General features: G+C 58.4%; 22 protein-coding genes and 5 tRNA genes. 23 read left to right on the plus strand and 4 right to left on the minus strand.

The genetic code is table 11. From position 1 onward, the window contains the following. Positions 1–30 precede the first annotated feature (30 nt). Positions 31–798, minus strand: coding sequence for a TIM barrel protein (locus tag F4V43_RS09755; protein WP_150458053.1), 768 nt, complete (start codon positions 796–798; stop codon positions 31–33). Positions 799–974: 176 nt separating this feature from the next. Here F4V43_RS09755 and F4V43_RS09760 point away from each other — a divergent pair, with 176 nt between their 5' ends. The 11 genes from F4V43_RS09760 to F4V43_RS09810 all read left to right on the plus strand — a co-directional run bounded on the left by F4V43_RS09760 (position 975) and on the right by F4V43_RS09810 (position 7,362). Continuing rightward, positions 975–1,322 carry a DUF2512 family protein gene (locus F4V43_RS09760; RefSeq protein ID WP_150458054.1) on the plus strand — a complete coding sequence of 116 codons (348 nt, stop codon included), beginning with the start codon at positions 975–977 and terminating at the stop codon, positions 1,320–1,322. 170 nt (positions 1,323–1,492) lie between these two features. Then, on the plus strand, positions 1,493–1,966 hold the full coding sequence (locus F4V43_RS09765) for a SprT family protein (RefSeq protein ID WP_150458055.1): 474 nt from the start codon (positions 1,493–1,495) through the stop codon (positions 1,964–1,966). Positions 1,967–2,047: 81 nt separating this feature from the next. Further along, a tRNA-Asn gene (locus tag F4V43_RS09770) sits at positions 2,048–2,123 on the plus strand. 8 nt (positions 2,124–2,131) lie between these two features. Beyond that, a tRNA-Ser gene (locus F4V43_RS09775) sits at positions 2,132–2,220 on the plus strand. A gap of 210 nt (positions 2,221–2,430) precedes the next feature. Beyond that, entirely contained in the window at positions 2,431–3,336 is a 906-nt protein-coding gene (locus F4V43_RS09780) for a branched-chain amino acid ABC transporter permease (protein ID WP_150458056.1), read from the plus strand. 9 nt (positions 3,337–3,345) lie between these two features. Then, the gene (locus F4V43_RS09785) at positions 3,346–4,314 is read left to right on the plus strand and encodes a branched-chain amino acid ABC transporter permease (protein ID WP_150458057.1); all 969 of its coding nucleotides are present in this window, start codon (positions 3,346–3,348) and stop codon (positions 4,312–4,314) included. Then, a complete protein-coding gene (locus tag F4V43_RS09790) occupies positions 4,283–5,065 on the plus strand; it encodes an ABC transporter ATP-binding protein (protein ID WP_223879840.1) in 783 nt (260 codons plus the stop codon). Before F4V43_RS09785 ends, F4V43_RS09790 begins: the two co-directional genes overlap by 32 nt. Before the next feature lie 4 nt (positions 5,066–5,069). Beyond that, positions 5,070–5,771 carry an ABC transporter ATP-binding protein gene (locus tag F4V43_RS09795; RefSeq protein WP_150458058.1) on the plus strand — a complete coding sequence of 234 codons (702 nt, stop codon included), beginning with the start codon at positions 5,070–5,072 and terminating at the stop codon, positions 5,769–5,771. A gap of 87 nt (positions 5,772–5,858) precedes the next feature. Next, a complete protein-coding gene (locus F4V43_RS09800) occupies positions 5,859–7,061 on the plus strand; it encodes an ABC transporter substrate-binding protein (protein ID WP_150458059.1) in 1,203 nt (400 codons plus the stop codon). A 141-nt stretch (positions 7,062–7,202) separates the two neighbouring features. After that, a tRNA-Glu gene (locus tag F4V43_RS09805) sits at positions 7,203–7,274 on the plus strand. A 5-nt stretch (positions 7,275–7,279) separates the two neighbouring features. Then, positions 7,280–7,362: transfer RNA gene (locus F4V43_RS09810), tRNA-Leu, on the plus strand. Positions 7,363–7,419: 57 nt separating this feature from the next. On the opposite strand, the gene F4V43_RS09815 is transcribed toward F4V43_RS09810, so the two are convergent. Both F4V43_RS09815 and F4V43_RS09820 read right to left on the minus strand, forming a co-directional pair. Further along, positions 7,420–8,052, minus strand: coding sequence for a hypothetical protein (locus tag F4V43_RS09815; protein WP_150458060.1), 633 nt, complete (start codon positions 8,050–8,052; stop codon positions 7,420–7,422). A 28-nt stretch (positions 8,053–8,080) separates the two neighbouring features. Then, positions 8,081–8,281: an XRE family transcriptional regulator gene (locus F4V43_RS09820; protein WP_150458061.1), complete on the minus strand. Its 201-nt coding sequence runs from the start codon at positions 8,279–8,281 to the stop codon at positions 8,081–8,083. A 166-nt stretch (positions 8,282–8,447) separates the two neighbouring features. Between F4V43_RS09820 and F4V43_RS09825 the strand changes: the two genes are divergently transcribed. The 3 genes from F4V43_RS09825 to cysK all read left to right on the plus strand — a co-directional run bounded on the left by F4V43_RS09825 (position 8,448) and on the right by cysK (position 9,982). Beyond that, the gene (locus F4V43_RS09825; protein ID WP_150458062.1) at positions 8,448–8,810 is read left to right on the plus strand and encodes a helix-turn-helix domain-containing protein; all 363 of its coding nucleotides are present in this window, start codon (positions 8,448–8,450) and stop codon (positions 8,808–8,810) included. A 72-nt stretch (positions 8,811–8,882) separates the two neighbouring features. Beyond that, positions 8,883–8,965, plus strand: a tRNA-Leu gene (locus F4V43_RS09830). Between the two features lie 81 nt (positions 8,966–9,046). Then, a complete protein-coding gene (cysK, locus tag F4V43_RS09835) occupies positions 9,047–9,982 on the plus strand; it encodes a cysteine synthase A (RefSeq protein WP_150458063.1) in 936 nt (311 codons plus the stop codon). A 130-nt stretch (positions 9,983–10,112) separates the two neighbouring features. On the opposite strand, the gene F4V43_RS09840 is transcribed toward cysK, so the two are convergent. Then, entirely contained in the window at positions 10,113–10,589 is a 477-nt protein-coding gene (locus F4V43_RS09840) for a glutathione peroxidase (RefSeq protein WP_150458064.1), read from the minus strand. A gap of 174 nt (positions 10,590–10,763) precedes the next feature. Here F4V43_RS09840 and F4V43_RS09845 point away from each other — a divergent pair, with 174 nt between their 5' ends. The 9 genes from F4V43_RS09845 (at position 10,764) to F4V43_RS09885 (ending at position 17,372) form a co-directional block, all read left to right on the plus strand. Next, positions 10,764–11,183 carry an organic hydroperoxide resistance protein gene (locus F4V43_RS09845; RefSeq protein WP_150458127.1) on the plus strand — a complete coding sequence of 140 codons (420 nt, stop codon included), beginning with the start codon at positions 10,764–10,766 and terminating at the stop codon, positions 11,181–11,183. Positions 11,184–11,267: 84 nt separating this feature from the next. Further along, positions 11,268–11,543, plus strand: coding sequence for a hypothetical protein (locus F4V43_RS09850; RefSeq protein WP_150458065.1), 276 nt, complete (start codon positions 11,268–11,270; stop codon positions 11,541–11,543). 70 nt (positions 11,544–11,613) lie between these two features. Beyond that, positions 11,614–12,102, plus strand: a complete 489-nt coding sequence (locus F4V43_RS09855) for a thiol-disulfide oxidoreductase DCC family protein (RefSeq protein ID WP_150458066.1) — start codon at positions 11,614–11,616, stop codon at positions 12,100–12,102. Between the two features lie 152 nt (positions 12,103–12,254). After that, a complete protein-coding gene (locus F4V43_RS09860) occupies positions 12,255–13,439 on the plus strand; it encodes a hypothetical protein (protein ID WP_150458067.1) in 1,185 nt (394 codons plus the stop codon). After that, on the plus strand, positions 13,436–14,773 hold the full coding sequence (locus tag F4V43_RS09865; protein ID WP_150458068.1) for a CpaF family protein: 1,338 nt from the start codon (positions 13,436–13,438) through the stop codon (positions 14,771–14,773). Before F4V43_RS09860 ends, F4V43_RS09865 begins: the two co-directional genes overlap by 4 nt. Continuing rightward, on the plus strand, positions 14,682–15,599 hold the full coding sequence (locus tag F4V43_RS09870; protein ID WP_150458069.1) for a type II secretion system F family protein: 918 nt from the start codon (positions 14,682–14,684) through the stop codon (positions 15,597–15,599). The genes F4V43_RS09865 and F4V43_RS09870 overlap by 92 nt, the downstream gene beginning before the upstream one ends. Before the next feature lie 13 nt (positions 15,600–15,612). Then, positions 15,613–16,491 (plus strand): type II secretion system F family protein, encoded by an 879-nt coding sequence (locus tag F4V43_RS09875; protein ID WP_150458070.1) that lies wholly within the window; start codon positions 15,613–15,615, stop codon positions 16,489–16,491. Between the two features lie 13 nt (positions 16,492–16,504). Further along, entirely contained in the window at positions 16,505–16,693 is a 189-nt protein-coding gene (locus F4V43_RS09880) for a Flp1 family type IVb pilin (RefSeq protein WP_150458071.1), read from the plus strand. Between the two features lie 34 nt (positions 16,694–16,727). Continuing rightward, positions 16,728–17,372 (plus strand): TadE/TadG family type IV pilus assembly protein, encoded by a 645-nt coding sequence (locus F4V43_RS09885; protein WP_223879846.1) that lies wholly within the window; start codon positions 16,728–16,730, stop codon positions 17,370–17,372. Positions 17,373–17,403: the final 31 nt, after the last annotated feature.

A 17,403-nucleotide genomic window follows, 5' to 3' on the forward strand; every position in this document is an offset into this window, starting at 1 on the left:
GCCTCCTTTTGCCGAAATGGGAGTCCGCTTTCAGCCGGTATGATGCTTCGCATGAATCTGCTTGAGATCTTCAATCGGATCGTGCAGAGGGAAGTATTCCACACCGACGTATCCGTTATAATCCATTTGCTTGATAGCGTCGAAGATGTAATCGTAGTTCAGTTCGCCGAGATAAAGCTCATGCCGGCCGGGTACTCCCGCCCCCTGAATATGGCCGACGAGGGAAATCCGGTTCTGAAGCCGCTGCAGCACGTTGCCTTCCATGATCTGGACATGATACATATCGTAACAGACCTTGACCAAGGGATGCTGCACCGCCTCTGCGATGGCAAAAGCCTCCTCGGAAGTGGTCAGACAGCCGTCCGCCAGTTCCCGGTCAATACGATTGTTCAGCGGTTCCAGCGCCGTGATGACCTCGTACTCTTCCAGAATCGGCAGGCAGGCCTCCACGCCTTCGATCAGACGCTTGCGCGTATCCTCGGGCCGAACGCCGGGAACGGCGGGCCCTGCAGTATGGACCATTCGCCGGCATCCCAGCTCGCGGGCGGCTTCGGCCGTTCCTTTGACGGCATCCCGGAGCGCATCTCGGCGGGAAGGGTCAAGAAGGCTCTCGGGCGTAACGACAATGGAGGCAATATCCATATCGAGCTCATCCCGAAGCTGTCTGACCCGCGCAATGTCCTTGTCCTTCCAGGACCAGAATTCCAGAGTCCGGATGCCGTTCCGGTGCAGGGTTCTCATGGCTTCTTCAATTGGCATACCGGAGAACAGCGTCTCGACGTTAAAAGATATTTTCATGGTCCATGCTCCTTTGGGATGAGAGTCTAAGCTGGGTGTTCTTACTTACTACCCGATTCCGAACGCTTTCCTTCGGGTAACGGTGGAATTTACCTGATTCCGTGCAAGAGCGTTTAAAGGCGGCCGAACCCGGTTAAACCATAGACATCCAAGCTAACACGAAAGGAATGAGCGGAATGGAGAAGATTCTGGTTAAACTGATTGCGCACGGCATTCTGCAGACGGCGATGATCGTTCTGCTGTCCGATGCTACATTTATGGAGGCTCTGCTGACCGCCCTGGTCATCGGCGTAGTAGCCTATATTGTGGGAGACCTGCTGGTTCTGCCGCGGACGAACAATCCGATCGCTACGGCGGTGGACGCCGTTCTGGTCTTTGCGGCTCTGTGGATTGCCGCCGATGCGATGGACTGGACGCTCTCGATCGGCGAAATCCTGTCGATTACGGTGCTGGCCGGTGTGTTCGAGTACTTCTTCCACATCTGGCTGCTTCGTGACCACAAGCCGGTCCGCCGTCAGGCTTAACCCTGACCGGTTCATAAGAACAGAAAGCAGCGCAGGGCGCCTTGTGCCGGAATGATCCGGACGGGGCGCCCTGCGCTGTGTCGGGATAGAAGGCAGGAATCCGGCGGGCGGGGCGCGAAGTTAACACCGTCCGGGGAGGACGGAGACTGAGTGGAAGAAGGACCGTGTAAATGAGCAACGAAGAATTGCAGCAGTGGATCGAGAAGGTGTCGCTGGAGAGCTTCGGCGTTTCCTTCCGGCATAAGGCTTCCTTCAACCGACGTCTGTCCGCGACAGGCGGCCGCTATTTTGTCCAAAGCCACAACATCGAGATTAACCCGCATCAACTGGAGGCCTACGGCCCGGAAGAGACCGAGAGGATTATCAAGCACGAGCTGTGCCACTATCATCTTCATCTGGCGGGCCGGGGCTATATGCACCGGGATGCGGATTTCAAAAGCCTGCTGGCGCAGGTCGGCGGCAGCCGCTACTGCCGAAGCCTTCCGGGAAAGGGCGGGCGCAAGCCGCTTCCTTACCGGTACCGGCTGGTCTGCCGTTCGTGCGGCCAGACCTATTTGCGCAAGCGTAAAACCGACCCGCGCCGTTACCGCTGCGGCCGCTGCCGGGGACCGCTGCAGCTGGAGCCAATCGAGCCGCCGCAATGATGCCCTGCCCGGGTAAGCGATTTCGCACAAGCTTGACTGGATACCGAAATCATGATAAATTATTTCTTGTCTTGATAATGTTCCCTGATAGCTCAGTTGGTAGAGCACTCGACTGTTAATCGAGTTGTCACAGGTTCGAGTCCTGTTCGGGGAGCCACTTTTCTTGGAGAGATACCCAAGTGGCTATAAGGGGACCCTCTGCTAAGGGGTTAGACTGCGTAAGCGGTGCGAGGGTTCGAATCCCTCTCTCTCCGTTCTGTTAGTTCGAAGATGGACATGTTCAGAAAGCTCCCGTATGGGAGTTTTTTTTATGTTTGAATTCCTAATGATGTTAACTAATGTTACGCAAATTTTCATAATTAATTGAAAAAGAGCAAAATTATCGTGACGCTGCTGAGGACCTATGTTACTATAGGTAACATCTTACAAACAGAGATTCCTGGGGAATCTGGGAGGGGATGACGATGGAGTATTTTATCCAGCAATTGATTAACGGCGTATCGGTAGGCAGCATCTACGCACTGATCGCCTTGGGCTACACGATGGTATACGGCATTATTAAGCTGATCAATTTCGCGCATGGCGATGTCTTCATGGTAGGCTCATTCATTGGATTGTTCAGTGCGAAATACCTGACATCGGCCGGATGGCCGCCGGTTATCGTTCTAACGGTCTCTCTCATCTTCTCCATGACGGCAAGCGCTCTGCTCGGCATGATCATCGAACGACTGGCTTACAAGCCGCTGCGCAAGTCTACCCGAATCGCCGCGCTCATCACGGCCATCGGGGTCTCCTTCCTTCTGGAATACACCGGCGTTCTTCTGTTGGGCCCGCAGGCTCAAGGCTTTCCCGACATCCTGGACAAGAAACAGTACACCTTGTTCGGCTCCTCCATTCAAGTTGAATCCAACCAGGTCATGATTCTGGCCATTACCATTATTCTGATGCTCCTGCTGCAGTACATCGTCCGCTATACCAAGACCGGCAAAGCGATGCGCGCCGTCTCCTTCGATATGGAAGCCGCCCGCCTGATGGGCATTCACGTCGACCGGACCATCTCGGCGACCTTTGCCATCGGTTCGGCGCTCGCCGCCGCCGCCGGCGTCATCTTCGGCATGACCTACAATTCCGTGGACCCGCTTATGGGAGTGACGCCGGGGCTTAAAGCTTTTGTCGCTGCGGTTCTCGGAGGTATCGGCAGTATTCCGGGCGCCCTTGTGGGCGGGCTGCTGCTGGGAGCGGTAGAGACGGAGATTTCCTCGCTCGGCTATTCCTCTTGGCGCGACGGCGTTGCCTTTGCCGTTCTGATTCTGATCCTGATCTTCAAGCCCTCGGGATTGTTCGGCAAGAACGTCCGCGAGAAAGTGTAGGTGGATGGTATGAAGAAGCTGAATTGGAAGTTCTGGGCGGGCATCGCCCTGTCGCTGGCGCTGTATGGATTGATTGAAATTCTTCTAACAACCGGAATATTTAATGATGTTACCCGGTCCATGCTGCTGCTGATCGGCATCAATATTATGCTGGCCGTGTCCCTGAATTTGATCAACGGGATAACGGGCCAGTTCTCCATCGGGCATGCCGGGTTCATGTCGGTCGGAGCGTACACGTCGGCGATTCTGACGCTGGACCACAACGTTCCGTTTCTGCTGGCGATTGTGGCCGGGGGCGTGCTCGCCGCCGTATGCGGGATTCTCATCGGGATTCCGACTCTGCGGCTGAGCGGAGACTACCTGGCGATCGCCACCCTGGGATTCGGCGAGATCATCCGTATTGTCATGCTCAATACCGAATATGTCGGCGGGGCTTCGGGGCTCAGCGGCATACCGGCCAAGACGACCTGGACCATAATCTTCTTCTTCACGCTGATTACCGTCGTACTGATCCATAATTTCATTCGCTCCACCCACGGACGCGCCTGCATTTCCATCCGGGAGAATGAGATTGCCGCCGAAGCCATGGGGATCAACACGACGCAGTACAAAGTAATTGCCTTCACTGTCGGAGCTCTGTTCGCGGGCATGGCCGGCGGGCTCTCGGCGCATACCTTCTATGTTATTACGCCCGGCAGCTTCAATTTCCTGAAGTCCTTCGAGATTCTGGTCATGGTGGTGCTCGGCGGTCTGGGCAGTACGGGGGGTTCCATTGTAGGGGCGGTATTCGTGACCCTGCTGTATACCTATCTCCGGGACTTCCCGGAGTGGCGCATGATTATCTACTCTGCCGTTCTTATTCTGATGATGATCTTCCGCCCGGGCGGCCTGCTGGGAAGCTCGCCGCTTCTTCGGAAGCGGAGCGGCAAGAAGGGAGGCGAGTTAAGTGGCGGAATCAGCGACACCCCTGCTTCTTGAAGTGAACGGGGCGAGCCGGTCGTTCGGCGGACTCAAGGCGCTCAGCGAAGTCTCTCTTCATATTAGAAAGGGCGAGCTGATCGGACTCATCGGCCCCAACGGCGCCGGCAAAACGACGCTGTTCAACTTATTGACCGGCGTGTACCCGCCTTCGACGGGCCGGATTCTCCTGAACGGCCATTCGGTCGGAGGGATGAAGCCTTACCGGATCAACCGCCGGGGAGCGGCGCGGACGTTCCAGAACATCCGGCTGTTCACGGCCATGACCGTGCTGGAGAATGTGAAGATTGCCTTTCATCAGCACGCGAAGCATTCCATGATCAGCTCGATGCTGCGGCTGCCGAAGCATTTCAGGGGCGAAGAGGAGATCACGGGCAAGGCTATGGAGATGCTTCGGATCTTCAGCCTTGCCGATCAGGCGGATGAACGGGCGGGCAACCTCAGTTACGGCAATCAGAGGAGGCTGGAGATCGCCCGGGCCCTTGCGGCCGGACCGAAGCTGCTGCTGCTGGACGAACCGGCGGCGGGGATGAATCCGAACGAGACCCGCGATCTGATGAATTTGATTGCCTGGATTCGCCGGGAATTCAGCCTCTCCATTCTGCTGATCGAGCATGACATGTCGCTGGTTATGGGGGTCTGCGACCGCATTTATGTGCTGGACCGCGGCATGCTGATCGCGGATGGAGCGCCGGCTGAAATCCGCAGCAACCCGAAGGTGATTGAAGCTTATCTCGGACAGGAGGCGTAGCCGGATGTTGACGGTACAGGGCATCAATGTCTATTACGGCGCCATCCATGCGCTGAAGGAACTGAGCATCCGCGTCAGCGAGGGTGAGATTGTAACGCTTATCGGAGCCAACGGCGCCGGCAAATCCACGCTGCTCAAGACGCTCTCCGGCCTGCTGAAGCCGCGGGGCGGCAGCATTGAATTCATAGGCCGTTCCATCGTCAGCCAGAGCGTTCAGGCCATCGTCAAGGAAGGGCTGATTCACTGCCCGGAAGGCCGGCGCGTCTTTGCCAATATGTCGGTGGAAGAGAATCTGGAACTGGGCGCGTATCTCCAGAGCGCCGGCAGTCTGGCGGAGGATTTTCACAAAATATACGATACCTTTCCGCGCCTCCGGGAACGCCGGAAGCAGCAGGCCGGCACCTTGTCCGGAGGGGAACAGCAGATGCTGGCGATCGGCCGGGCGCTGATGGGCCGCCCCAAGCTGCTGCTGCTGGATGAACCGTCGATGGGGCTGGCTCCGCTGCTCGTTCAGGATATCTTTGCCATCATCCGGGAGGTCAATCAGGCCGGAACGACGGTTCTGCTGGTAGAGCAGAACGCTCACCAGGCGCTTAAGATCGCCCATCGCGCCTATGTGCTGGAGACGGGCCGCGTGGTGCTGGAAGGCGACGCGCAGGAGCTTGCGGATTCTGACGAGATCCGGACGGCTTATCTGGGGCACTGACGCGGGGGGACAGACATCCATCCCTGCAACGACTGCGGCATCAAGGGAACACACCTATATAAATGAACTTAATGGGAGGCTGGGAGAATGAAGAGAAGAATCGGGGCTATCGTATTGTCTGCCGTACTGACCGCCGTGCTGGCGGCAGGGTGCGGGAACAACAATAAGGAGAACAGCGACGGCAGCGCCGCAGCCGGCAGTTCCGGCGGAGACACCATCCGGATTGGAGCCGACCTCGAGCTTACCGGCGGTCAGGCTTCCTTCGGCGATTCCGCTTCCAAGGGAGCAAAGCTCGCCGTTCAGCAGCTGAACGATGCGGGCGGCGTGCTCGGCAAGAAGCTGGAGCTTATCGTATCGGACAATGCTTCGAAATCGGAAGAAGCGACCCAGGTCGCCCAGAAGCTGATCTCCAGCGACAAGGTCGTGGCCATCATCGGAGCGACCACCTCGACCAATACGCTGGGCATTGTGCCGGTTGTGACCGAGAAGAAGATTCCGCTTGTCGCCGTAGGCGCCACCAATCCGAAGGTAACGGTGGATGAACGGTCCAAGAAGATCAACGACTGGGTATTCCGGGCAGCCTTCATCGATCCGTTCCAGGGCCAGGTGATGGCGAACTTCGCTGCGAACAATCTGAAGGCGAAGACGGCGGTCATCTATACGGACGCTTCCAGCGACTACTCCAAGGGGCTGCAGAAGTTTTTTGAAGAGACCTTTACCAAGAGCGGCGGCAAAATCGTCAGCCAGGAATCCTATCAGCAGAAGGACTCCGATTTCAAGGCGGTGCTGACCCGGATCAAGGAAGCGAAGCCCGATGTCGTCTATGTGCCGGGATATTATGAAGAAGTCGGCAAAATCCTGAAGCAGGCCCGCGAAGTCGGCCTGACGGTTCCGTTCCTGGGCGGCGACGGCTGGGATTCGCCGCAGCTGGCCGAGATCGCGGGCAAGGACGCGCTCAATAATACGTACATGTCCAACCACTACTCGCCGGAAGATACGGCCAAGGAAGTGACCGATTTCGTGGAGGCCTACAAAGCGGCCAACGGCGGCTCCGTACCCGACGGCATGGCGGCGCTCGGCTATGATGCCGTGAAGCTGGTGGCGGACGCTATTAGCCGGGCAGGCGAAGCCACGCCGGAGAAGATCAAGGAGGCGCTGGCCGCCACCAAGGATCTTCAGCTGGCGACCGGAAAAATCACGCTGAACGAATCGCATGACCCGGTAAAAGCCGCCGTCGTTCTGAAATTTGTCGACGGCAAGCAGACCTTTGAGACCAAGGTCAATCCGTAACCCGACCGTGGAGAAGGGCGCCGGGGCCGAGCAGAAGGACCGGGACGGGCGGCGGAAACGCCGTCCGTCTTTTTTTGAAATTCAGGCTTGTCAAACCTCTGGATTCTCTGGTATACTCATTTTTGTTGTGACAGGAAATGAGGCCCGTTGGTCAAGGGGTTAAGACACCTCCCTTTCACGGAGGTAACAGGGGTTCGAATCCCCTACGGGTCATCTATGCGGTAGTGGTGGAATGGCAGACACGCTATCTTGAGGGGGTAGTGGGCGTAAGCTCGTGGAGGTTCGAGTCCTCTCTACCGCATAATAAGCAACAAGCCGGAACCCTTGATGATTCAAGGGTTTTTTGCTGTTCCCGGGCCTAATGTCCGCTTCCCGCCAGATTGAGTCCGCCGGCGTATTGGGGATAGAGCTCGGCGATGCAGGAGGGGCAAATATCGTGGGTCAGCTCCACCTGAAGCCGCTCTTTCAAGAATTGCTCGATCGGGGTCCAGTTCCCGGACGAATCGGGAACGGACTTGCAGGCGGCGCAGATCGGAAGATACCGGCGGCTGATGGCCGGCTTGAATCCGGCGTCCCGATGCGGGGCGCTGCGGACCGCGATGCGGAGATCGCGGTGAGAGAGGTACAGATAGGGATAGGGCAGCGAATGGGAACCGAACGGCGGGAAGGCTTCAACGAGGAACCATCTGCGGCCGGGAAGGGCGGAAGGCTTGGAATAGGTTCCGCTGTAGACCAGCCGTTCACCGGCGAAGAGGCTGTCCAGCTGGCGGCGAAGCGAAGCGGTGGCCCCGGTTCCGAGAACGAGTTCCTCCATCATCTCGAAGTAGTTCGCCCCATGCCAGTCGAACCGCCCGGAGAGCCCGGAATGAAGCCCGTAGGCGATCCAGCGGGCGTTGACATCGAGTATGCAGCCGTCCGGGGCCAGCGCGACGGCCGCATGCGGGTAGTGATCGTGAATGGCCGAGAATACGGCCGGCGTAGGTATGGGCAATGCAGTTCCTCCTTGATCGGCAGTTCCGTTATTCATCGGCGGGCAGATTAAGCAATTCCTCCAATTGATCGCGGTAGCGCTGCGCGCGCCTGGTGCCGTGAATAAGGTTGGACAACCGGTAGGGAGGAATGCCGTAGCGGGCGCAGAATTCCTTCTGGTCCAGCATCATTTCCGCCAGCCGCTGCTTGATTGCCCAGCCGTAGGGAGTGATGGGCTGTTTGCTGTTCAAGGGACTCACCTCTTATCGTCGATCCGTTAGGTATGATATAATATAGGTCAATATATAATATTTGTAAGTATATACTTTTTTAAGTGTTATTTCAATACATAATTACGTAAATAAGTGTCTTTTTTGAATCTTCTTTATTCTGAATCTATGGAAGGCGGATAATGCGATGCAATCCATTTATGATCGAATCGAATTATTGATCGACCGCAACGGCATGACCAAGAAGGCGTTCTGCGAGAAGCTGGGAATCAGCACAGGGAATCTGGGAGACTGGAAGCGCGGGAAGACAACGCCGGGAACCCATAAGCTGATCGAGATCGGCGCTTTCTTCGGAGTCAGTCTCGACTGGCTCATTCTGGGTAAAATGCCTTCATCGACCGTCCGCGAAGGCGGCGTCGATTATTTTTTGGACTCTATGCGGCAATCGAATTGCCAATTGGAGGCGGAAGAGGAAGCGTTCATCCGCGAATATCTGGCTTTTGCCGCTTACCGGAAGAGCCGGCAGGAAGACAAGGAAGAGAATCATTAAGAAGGCACTTTACTTTTGCTTCTGATCGCGGTATAATCATTATCGCTGGTCTTGAAGAATTATTGTTTATACGCGGTAGTGGTGGAATGGCAGACACGCTATCTTGAGGGGGTAGTGGGCGTAAGCTCGTGGAGGTTCGAGTCCTCTCTACCGCATTATAAGATCAGGGGAAGGCTCCGGAGAACCGGGGCCTTTTTGCTTAAATACGTTCTATTTGAGAAACGGAGGACACGGAAATGGCCAGAATTGCGAAGAATCTTACCGAATTAATCGGGAATACCCCGCTGCTGGAGCTGTCGCGCCTCGGTAGCGAGGAAGGCGCCCAAGCGCGCATTCTTGCGAAGCTGGAGTATTTCAATCCGGCGGGAAGCGTCAAGGACCGCATCGGCTATGCCATGCTGAAGGATGCCGAAGAACGCGGACTGATCAACAAGGAGACGACCATTATCGAGCCCACCAGCGGCAATACCGGCATTGGTCTTGCTTTTGCGGCGGCGGCGCTCGGGTACAAGCTGGTTATCATTCTGCCGGAGTCGTTCAGCATCGAGCGGCGGAAGCTGCTGAAGGCGCTGGGCGCGGAGCTGGTGCTGACCCAAGCGTCCGAGGGGATGGCCGGCGCCATCCGCAAGGCGGAGGAGCTGGCGGCCCGGATCGGCAACTCGTTCATTCCCCAGCAGTTCGAGAACCCGGCGAATCCGGCGATCCACAAGGCGACCACAGCCGAAGAAATCTGGCGCGACACGGATGGCCAGGTGGATATCTTCGTGGCGGGCGTAGGCACCGGAGGCACGATCTCCGGCGTCGGCGAGGCGCTGAAGGCCCGCAAGCCGGACGTGCGCATCGTGGCGGTGGAACCGGCAAGCTCGCCGGTCCTCTCCGGCGGGAACCGGGGAGCCCACGCGATTCAGGGCATCGGAGCAGGCTTCGTGCCCGGGAACTTCCATCCGGAAGTGGTCGATGAGATCCTGACGGTCAAGAATGCGGAGGCGATCTCTATGGCGCAGGGACTGGCGCGCCGGGAAGGACTGCTGGTGGGCATTTCGTCCGGGGCTGCGGTCTGCGCCGCCCTGCAGATAGCCCGCCGCCCCGAGAACCGGGGCAAGACCATCGTTACGCTGCTGCCGGACACCGGAGAGCGTTATCTCTCTACAGAGCTGTTCCCGGAGAATTGAAGAAGGGCGGCCTGCGGGCCGCCCTTAACTGCCCTATGAACCGCCTTCCTATCATGAAGGCGGTTTTTTTTGGCGGGAAAAAGTGAATCATCGGTTAGAGCAGAGCGGCGGCGCGGCTACAGCAGCTTGGCTACAGCAGCTTCAGGATGTCGTTCTCGATCTGGTCGGGCGTCGTTGCCGGGGCATAGCGCTTAAGCACTCTTCCCTGGCGGTCCACCAGGAACTTCGTGAAGTTCCACTTGATGCTCTTGGAGCCGAGCGCGCCCGGCGCTTCCTTGGAGAGATACTGGAACAGGGGATGGGCGCCGCTGCCGTTCACATTGATTTTCTCATACATCGGGAAGGTAACGCCATAATTGAGCTGGCAGAATTCTTCGATCTCTCCGCTGCTGCCCGGTTCCTGTCCGGCGAATTGATTGCTCGGGAACCCCAGCACTTCCAGCCCGCGGTCCTTGAATTTGTCGTAGATCTCCTGAAGTCCCTTATATTGCGGGGTCAGACCGCACTTGCTGGCCGTGTTGACAATCAGCAGCACCTTGCCTTCGTATTGGGACAGGGACTCCTCCTGCCCGCGCAGCGTATGGGCCCGGAATTCATAGACGCTCATGGTCGATTCCTCCTGTAATGTATTTTCAACAACTTAATTGTATACCATTAATTCAAACAGTCAATGGCGTTTCAATCTTCCCCCGGCGTGTAAATGGTAAGTATGGGCGGGTGCCCAAACGCGAAGAATATCAGCTGAAGGAGAGGATTACGAATGAACAGCGAGACGAATGAATTGAAGCCGCTCTATACGGCAACCGCAACGATACACGGCGGACGCGAAGGCTCTTTTGAGACCTCCGACGGTGCGCTCAAGTCCAACCTGACGATGCCGAAGGAACTCGGAGGCTCCGGCGGAACGGGGACGAATCCCGAGCAGCTGTTTGCAGCCGGCTACGGGGCTTGTTATGAGAGCGCGCTGGCGAATATCGCCCGCAAGGAGAAGGTACGGCTGACCGATGTGGAAGTCACCTCCAATGTCACGATCGGCAAGGATGATACCGACGGCGGGTTCAGACTGGCGGTTCGGCTGGACATCAAGCTGCCGGGAATCGAGCGTTCGCTGGCAGAGGATCTGGCCCGCAAGGCGCATGACTTCTGCCCGTACTCCAAGGCTACCCGCGGCAATGTCCCCGTTGAACTGAACGTTCTGTAGACGGGACGGCGGCTTGGTTGACATCCCCCTCAAAATTCTTTAAGATGTCTAGGTATTAAATCTAGAAGCGATGGGTGATGAAGCATGTCTTACAGACCGAATATTACGAACGTGACCAAAGCCAGCAGCAACGATAAAGAGGGCTTGTACGAATTTATAATCAAGCTTGCCGACGGTACGGAATGCCGCGCCTTCTATAACCGTTACCCGGAATGGAAGATGACGAACATCAGCCGCCTGCTCAAGACGCCTTGTCCGGTATGCCGCAAGGATTTCATCTGCAAGTGCATGGATGCGTTCACGCCGGAACTTGAAGAGCAGATGAGCAACACTTGGATCGAGAAATCCATCGCCGAATAGTCATCAGAGTCACAAGCGCGGGAATCCCCGCGTTTTTTTGTTGCCTGTCAAGCGGGAAGGAGGGAAGAACATGAACGATGCTTCGCCAAAAGCCCCCGCCGGGCCAGACGGCCCCGTCGTCCTTATCGACGGCGTGTGCCACCTGTGCCAGTGGGCGGTCCGGTTTATCATTCCCCGCGATCCGGCGGGGAAATTCCGCTTCGCTGCGCTGCAGAGTGCAGCCGGCGCCAGCCTGCTCCGGTCCGCGGGGCTTGCCCCCGGCCGGATGGACTCGGTCGTCCTTGTAGAGGACGGCCGGGCCTATACGGATTCGGCCGCCGCGCTCCGGATTGCGCGGGGACTGCGCAATCCGTGGCCGCTGCTGTACGGCTTCATGCTCGTTCCCCGTCCCGTTCGCGACGCGGCCTACCGATTCGTGGCCCGCAACCGGTACCGCTGGTTCGGCCGGGACGAGAGCTGCCTGCTGCCGGCCCCGGGCATCCGGGACCGGTTCCTGCCGGAGGAGCCGGAGGGCCCGCCGGGCAAGGAAGCATCCATGCATACAAGCAGAGATGAATAGAGCGATTTTTAAATATTGTACGTACCTTCTCTATATGCTACTATGTATGTAAATTATAGGGATGACGACGGAAGCACCGTTCAACAGCCGCAGATTTGCGGTTGTGAACGGTGCTTTTTTTGTTGCGTTGTTGTCCGGGAGGAGGGAGCGCAGTGGCTGCCCGAATTGTGCTTGCTGTGCGGGAGAACGAATATATCGAGCCTCTGCTTGCCTACGTGCAGCGCAGCGGTTACCGCGATCAGATCGGAATCAAGGCCTTCAGCCGGCCCGAACTGTTCGCCGCTTATATGCAGGGGAAGGACCGGCCGGATGCGGTTGTGGGCGACCGCGCTTTTGTGGAAGCTTGGCTGGTCGGAGGGAGAAGCGAGGTGCCGTGGGCGGTGCTGGAGGAAGGAGGCGGTCCCGGGGGTAACTCCCCGGAGAACCGGGAGAGGAGAAGCGAACCCGGCCGGAGCATTGCGAAGTACCAGCCGCTCCCGGATCTGCTGGGCTGCATGCTTCAGCTCTGCGGAGGCTCCCGGTTCCCCGGCGGCGGACGTAAGGGAGAGACCCGTCTGATCGGTGTGGTATCGGGCTCCGGAAGCTGCGGGAAGACGACGGTCGCCCTCAATATGGCGAAGCTGCTGGGAGGCCGGGGGCTTCGTGTCTTCTATCTGAATCTGGAGACGGTCGACAGCACCGGGCTGTATCTCCGAACCTCACCGGCGCCGGGACCGGGGCTGGAGCGGCTGCTCTATGAGCTGCAGGGGCTTCCGGCAGAAGCGGGCCGGGGGTTGGCAGGGCGCTATGCGGTCCGCAGCGATGCTCTGCGGTGCGATACCTTCCGGCCGGTTGAGAACGTGAAGGAAATGCTGAAGATGACGGCGGAAGATACGGACCGGCTCCTGGGTCTGCTGGCGGATGACGGCGGATACGATGCGGTAATTGCAGATACGGGGAGCATCGCGGAAGAGCGGGCAGAAGCGGTTCTGCGGCGCAGCGAGGAACTGATCTGGGTGCTGCGCGACGATGAGCCGAGCCTCTACAAGACGGAACGCTGGCTGGCGCATTACCGCTCCTCGCGTCCGGAGATGGCCGGACCGCTGCTGGACAAGAGCCGATTCGCGCTCAATTTCTGCGGGGAGACGGACAGCCGCAGCCGGCTGCCGCCGGAGATGCCGATTCAGGCGGCGCTGCCGTATATGCCGTCCTGGAGCCTTCCGAACCGGGGCGAGCTGTGCCTCAACTCGCCGGGATTCCAGCAGGCCATTGAACGGCTCTGCGAAGCGATTACCGACCGTTCGGCGCTTGAGCCCGGGATGGCGCGGGGTTCGGCGAGAACGGGGGACATCCCGTGAACGATGAGCTGTTTCAATCGCTGCGCAGTGAAATTCGGGCCGGCCTGGATGTAACCGCTGCGGTGCCGGACGATGAGCTGCTGGTGCGGATCGAAGGAGCCGTCTTTGCCCGCTCCGGCCTGAGCCTGCTGACCGCCCAGGAGAAGCGGAGTCTGGTCAGGCGCCTGTTCGATTCTTTTCGGGGCCTGGATGTTCTCCAGCCGTTGGTGGATAACCCGGAGATCACGGAGATTATGATCAACAGCCACCGGGAGATCTTTATCGAGCAGGAAGGAGAGATCCGGCGGTTGGAGGAAGAATTCGAATCGCCGTCCAGGCTGGAAGATATTATCCAGTCGATCGTATCGGAGGTGAACCGTACCGTCAATGAATCGACCCCGATTGTGGATGCAAGGCTCAAGAACGGTTCACGGGTCAACATTGTGCTGCCGCCGGTGGCGCTGAAGGGACCGGCCATGACCATCCGCAAGTTCCCTGCGGAGCCGATGACGATGGCAGAATTGGTGAAGCGGGAAGCGCTGACCGGAGAAGCGGCGGAGCTGCTGAGCCTGCTGGTGAAGAGCAAATACAATATCTTCATCAGCGGAGGGACGGGTTCGGGCAAGACGACCTTCCTCAATGCGCTCTCGCAATTCATCCCTTCGGAGGAGCGGGTGATTACGATTGAGGATTCGGCGGAGCTGCGCATCGTTGCCGTCCCGAATCTGGTCTCGCTTGAGACGCGAAATGCGAACACCGAAGGCCGGGGCGAGATTACGATCCGGGACCTGATCCGGTCATCGCTGCGGATGCGGCCGAACCGGATTGTGGTCGGCGAAGTCCGGGGGCCGGAGGCTCTGGATATGCTGCAGGCGATGAATACCGGACATGACGGCAGCTTGTCGTCAGGGCATAGCAACAGCGCGCGCGATATGCTGAGCCGGCTGGAGACGATGGTGCTCAGCGGAGCAGAGCTGCCGGTCGCAGTCGTCCGGCAGCAGATCAGTTCGGCCATTGATATCTTCGTTCATCTAAGCCGGATGCGAGACCGCTCTCGGCGCGTGTTGGAGATCTGCGAAGCGGACGGCATGGAGAACGGCGAAATCCGGCTGAATCCGCTGTACCGGTTCAGAGAGAACGGCGAATCCGGAGGGCGGATATGCGGAACGCTCGAAAGAACCGGCAATCCCCTTTTGCATACCGGCAAGATCGACATGGCCGGCTGCCGCAGAGATCTGCAGAGGCTTATGAAGGAGGAACCCTATGAGGCAAATTCAGATTTCCGCGCGGAGCGGAGCGGGGAGAGCATCAGACAGAAGCGGCTCGCGGAGGAGATGGAGGAAAGGAACCGATGAGGAGAGGAGAAGCAGAGACAATGGAACGGATGCGAAGAATGACGGGGTTGAAAGGCCCGAAAGAGGAAGCCGGCCGGGGAGCGCCCTTCCGGACTATAAGCAGTATACACTCGGAAGAAAGACGACCCGGCTTGCTGCGGCCGTCGGCTGCACGATTCTCTATGGCGTCGGCCTCCTGTTCTACTCCAATCCCCTGCTGGCGCTGCTGCTGGTACCGGGAGGATTCTACGCCCCGCGCCTGCTCCGGAATTATATGCGGAGCCGCCGCCGCCGGATTCTGAATCTTCAGTTCAAGCAGACGCTGTTCTCGCTGTCCTCCTCCCTGTCGGCCGGCCGTTCGGTCGAGAATGCGTTCCGCGAGGCAATACGCGATCTGCTGCTGCTGGACCCCGACGGGGGCGGAGACATGGCTGCCGAGCTGAATATCATCTGCACCCGGCTGGAGTACGGGCAGCCGATCGAGGAGGCGCTGCAGGACTTCAGCCGCAGGGCGGGGATGGAGGATGTCGCCCGGTTCGCCGACGTATTCAGCGTCTGCAAGCGAACAGGGGGCGATCTGATCGAGGTTGTCCGCCGGACGTCCGGCATTATCGGCGAGAAGCTGGATATCGAGCAGGAGATTGCCGTCAGCGTCGCCCAGAAGAGATTCGAGGCTCAGGCGCTGCTGCTCTCGCCGCTGGCCATGCTGCTGTTCATGAACCTCTCGGCCGGCGATTACATGCAGCCTATGCACACCGGTGTCGGTCTCGTGATCTCTACGCTGGCATTGGGCGGTCTTGTTCTGTGCTATGGCTGGATCAGCAAGATTATGAATATCCCGCTGTGAGAGGAGGAACGGCATGAAGCTGATCTGTGCTGCGGTCGCCGTACTGCTGGCAGGGCTATGGGCAGGGCTTAAGCTCCGACTGGAGAGAAGCAGCCGGCTGAAAGCGCTGCGAAGCCTTCCGATGGAAGGCCTTCGGCTGCGGGCCGTTGGCGAACCGATGCTGGCATTGCTGGAGCGGCCTGCTGCAAAAGCCCTTTTTCCGGGATATGTACTCCGCCTCCAGCGCTCCGTTCAGCGAATCCATGGTATCCGGCAATCCTCGGAACGGACGCTGCTGTTCATGGCAGAGATGCTCGCATACGCCTGGCTATTGATGCTTGGCGGCTGTGCAATGACGCTGCTGGGGGCAGGGATGAGCGGCTTGGTGATGGGACTGCTGCTGGCTGTGCTGGTTCCGGCTGCGTTGGGAATGGATCTGCACAGCAAGGTGAGACAGCGCGAAGAACTGATATTGATGGAACTGCCTGAATTGCTGAACGGCATCCTGCTGCTGGTCGGCGCGGGCGAGACGGTCCAGCGGTCCATTGTGCGCTGCATGGAGAGCCGCCGGGACCGGACGGAGCACCCCCTGTACCGCGAGATGTTCACGCTGATGGCGGAATGGGAGAGCGGCTATTCGATTCAGCAGGCTTTTGAGAATTTCAGCAAGCGTTGCGCCGTGCAGGAAGTGTCGCTGTTCACGACGACGATTCTTCTGAACCACCGGAGAGGAGGTTCCGACCTGGCTCTTGCGCTGCGGGACCTGTCCCGCGTGCTGTGGGAGAAGCGGAAGGCGGTCAGTCGGACCCGGGGGGAGCAGGCGTCATCGAAGCTGATTTTTCCGATGGTTCTGATTTTTGTGATTGTAATGGTATTGGTGGGGGCTCCCGCATTAATGATGCTGAACCTGTGAAGGAGGAACGGAGATGAAGGAATTGGCAGTTATGATGAAGGAACTCTGGCATGAAGAAGAGGGGCTTGGGACTCTGGAGATGATTCTGATTATCGCGGTGCTGGTAGCGGCGGTGCTGCTCTTCAAGGACAAGATCAAGGATCTGATTACGAAGCTGTTCGCGATCGCGGGCAACAAGAGCCAGGAGGTCTTCAACGATTAAGAGCCTGGGAAGGGAGGAAGACGGCAGCTTCACGCTGGAAGCGTCGCTTCTGCTGCCCATTCTGCTGGCGATGGTCATGCTGCTGCTGTTCTTCGCGCTCTACAGCTACCAGAAGACCATGCTGGTGCAGGTGTCTTCCGCTGCCGCCGAACGGGCTGCGTATACCTGGGACAACAGCCGGAAGGCGGAAGACGGGTCATTCGCGGCCGGGGAGACTGATTCGCTGTATTGGCGCATCAAGGACGACCGGCTTCTGGCCGAATTGACCGGCGCAGTCAGAGGCGGGGCTTCTGAAGAAGCAACCGTTCAGCTTCCCGGCAGCGATGCCTCAACCGAAGATAAAGCTTCCCTGCCTGTCGCGAAGCTGCTTCACACAGCAGCCCGAATCCCTTCGGAGCTGTCCGGTGCCCTGAATTACCGCTATGCCCTAAGAGGGAGAAGGGTGACGGTTCAACTGAAGCGTGTTCTGAATCTTCCTGTGATAGACAGCATGCTGAATGACAAAGCGCAGCCGGCTGCGGTCTCCCGTTCTCTTGTGGCGGAGCCGGTTGAATTCATCCGTACGGTTGAACTGATGCGTTATCTGGGATCCAAGTTTCAGCGGGACGGGACGGGAGCGGCCGGCGGAATGAAGAAGACGGATGCTTCCGCGGTTATGGGCAGGCTGGCAGACAAATAGGCGGTGCGGTTGAAGCCGCAAGTTGGCATGC

The sequence above is a fragment of the Paenibacillus spiritus genome (genome assembly GCF_008710135.1).
In the GTDB taxonomy this organism is placed as follows: domain Bacteria; phylum Bacillota; class Bacilli; order Paenibacillales; family Paenibacillaceae; genus Paenibacillus_AQ; species Paenibacillus_AQ glufosinatiresistens.

Bases quoted from the DNA above. Each gene is read 5' to 3' on its own strand.
- F4V43_RS09755 (WP_150458053.1), bottom strand. From the start codon at position 798: ATGAAAATATCTTTTAACGTCGAGACGCTGTTCTCCGGTATGCCAATT.
- F4V43_RS09760 (WP_150458054.1), top strand. From the start codon at position 975: ATGGAGAAGATTCTGGTTAAACTGATTGCGCACGGCATTCTGCAGACG.
- F4V43_RS09765 (WP_150458055.1), top strand. From the start codon at position 1,493: ATGAGCAACGAAGAATTGCAGCAGTGGATCGAGAAGGTGTCGCTGGAG.
- F4V43_RS09780 (WP_150458056.1), top strand. From the start codon at position 2,431: ATGGAGTATTTTATCCAGCAATTGATTAACGGCGTATCGGTAGGCAGC.
- F4V43_RS09785 (WP_150458057.1), top strand. From the start codon at position 3,346: ATGAAGAAGCTGAATTGGAAGTTCTGGGCGGGCATCGCCCTGTCGCTG.
- F4V43_RS09795 (WP_150458058.1), top strand. From the start codon at position 5,070: ATGTTGACGGTACAGGGCATCAATGTCTATTACGGCGCCATCCATGCG.
- F4V43_RS09800 (WP_150458059.1), top strand. From the start codon at position 5,859: ATGAAGAGAAGAATCGGGGCTATCGTATTGTCTGCCGTACTGACCGCC.
- F4V43_RS09825 (WP_150458062.1), top strand. From the start codon at position 8,448: ATGCAATCCATTTATGATCGAATCGAATTATTGATCGACCGCAACGGC.
- cysK (WP_150458063.1), top strand. From the start codon at position 9,047: ATGGCCAGAATTGCGAAGAATCTTACCGAATTAATCGGGAATACCCCG.
- F4V43_RS09840 (WP_150458064.1), bottom strand. From the start codon at position 10,589: ATGAGCGTCTATGAATTCCGGGCCCATACGCTGCGCGGGCAGGAGGAG.
- F4V43_RS09850 (WP_150458065.1), top strand. From the start codon at position 11,268: ATGTCTTACAGACCGAATATTACGAACGTGACCAAAGCCAGCAGCAAC.
- F4V43_RS09855 (WP_150458066.1), top strand. From the start codon at position 11,614: ATGAACGATGCTTCGCCAAAAGCCCCCGCCGGGCCAGACGGCCCCGTC.
- F4V43_RS09870 (WP_150458069.1), top strand. From the start codon at position 14,682: ATGAGGCAAATTCAGATTTCCGCGCGGAGCGGAGCGGGGAGAGCATCA.
- F4V43_RS09875 (WP_150458070.1), top strand. From the start codon at position 15,613: ATGAAGCTGATCTGTGCTGCGGTCGCCGTACTGCTGGCAGGGCTATGG.
- F4V43_RS09880 (WP_150458071.1), top strand. From the start codon at position 16,505: ATGAAGGAATTGGCAGTTATGATGAAGGAACTCTGGCATGAAGAAGAG.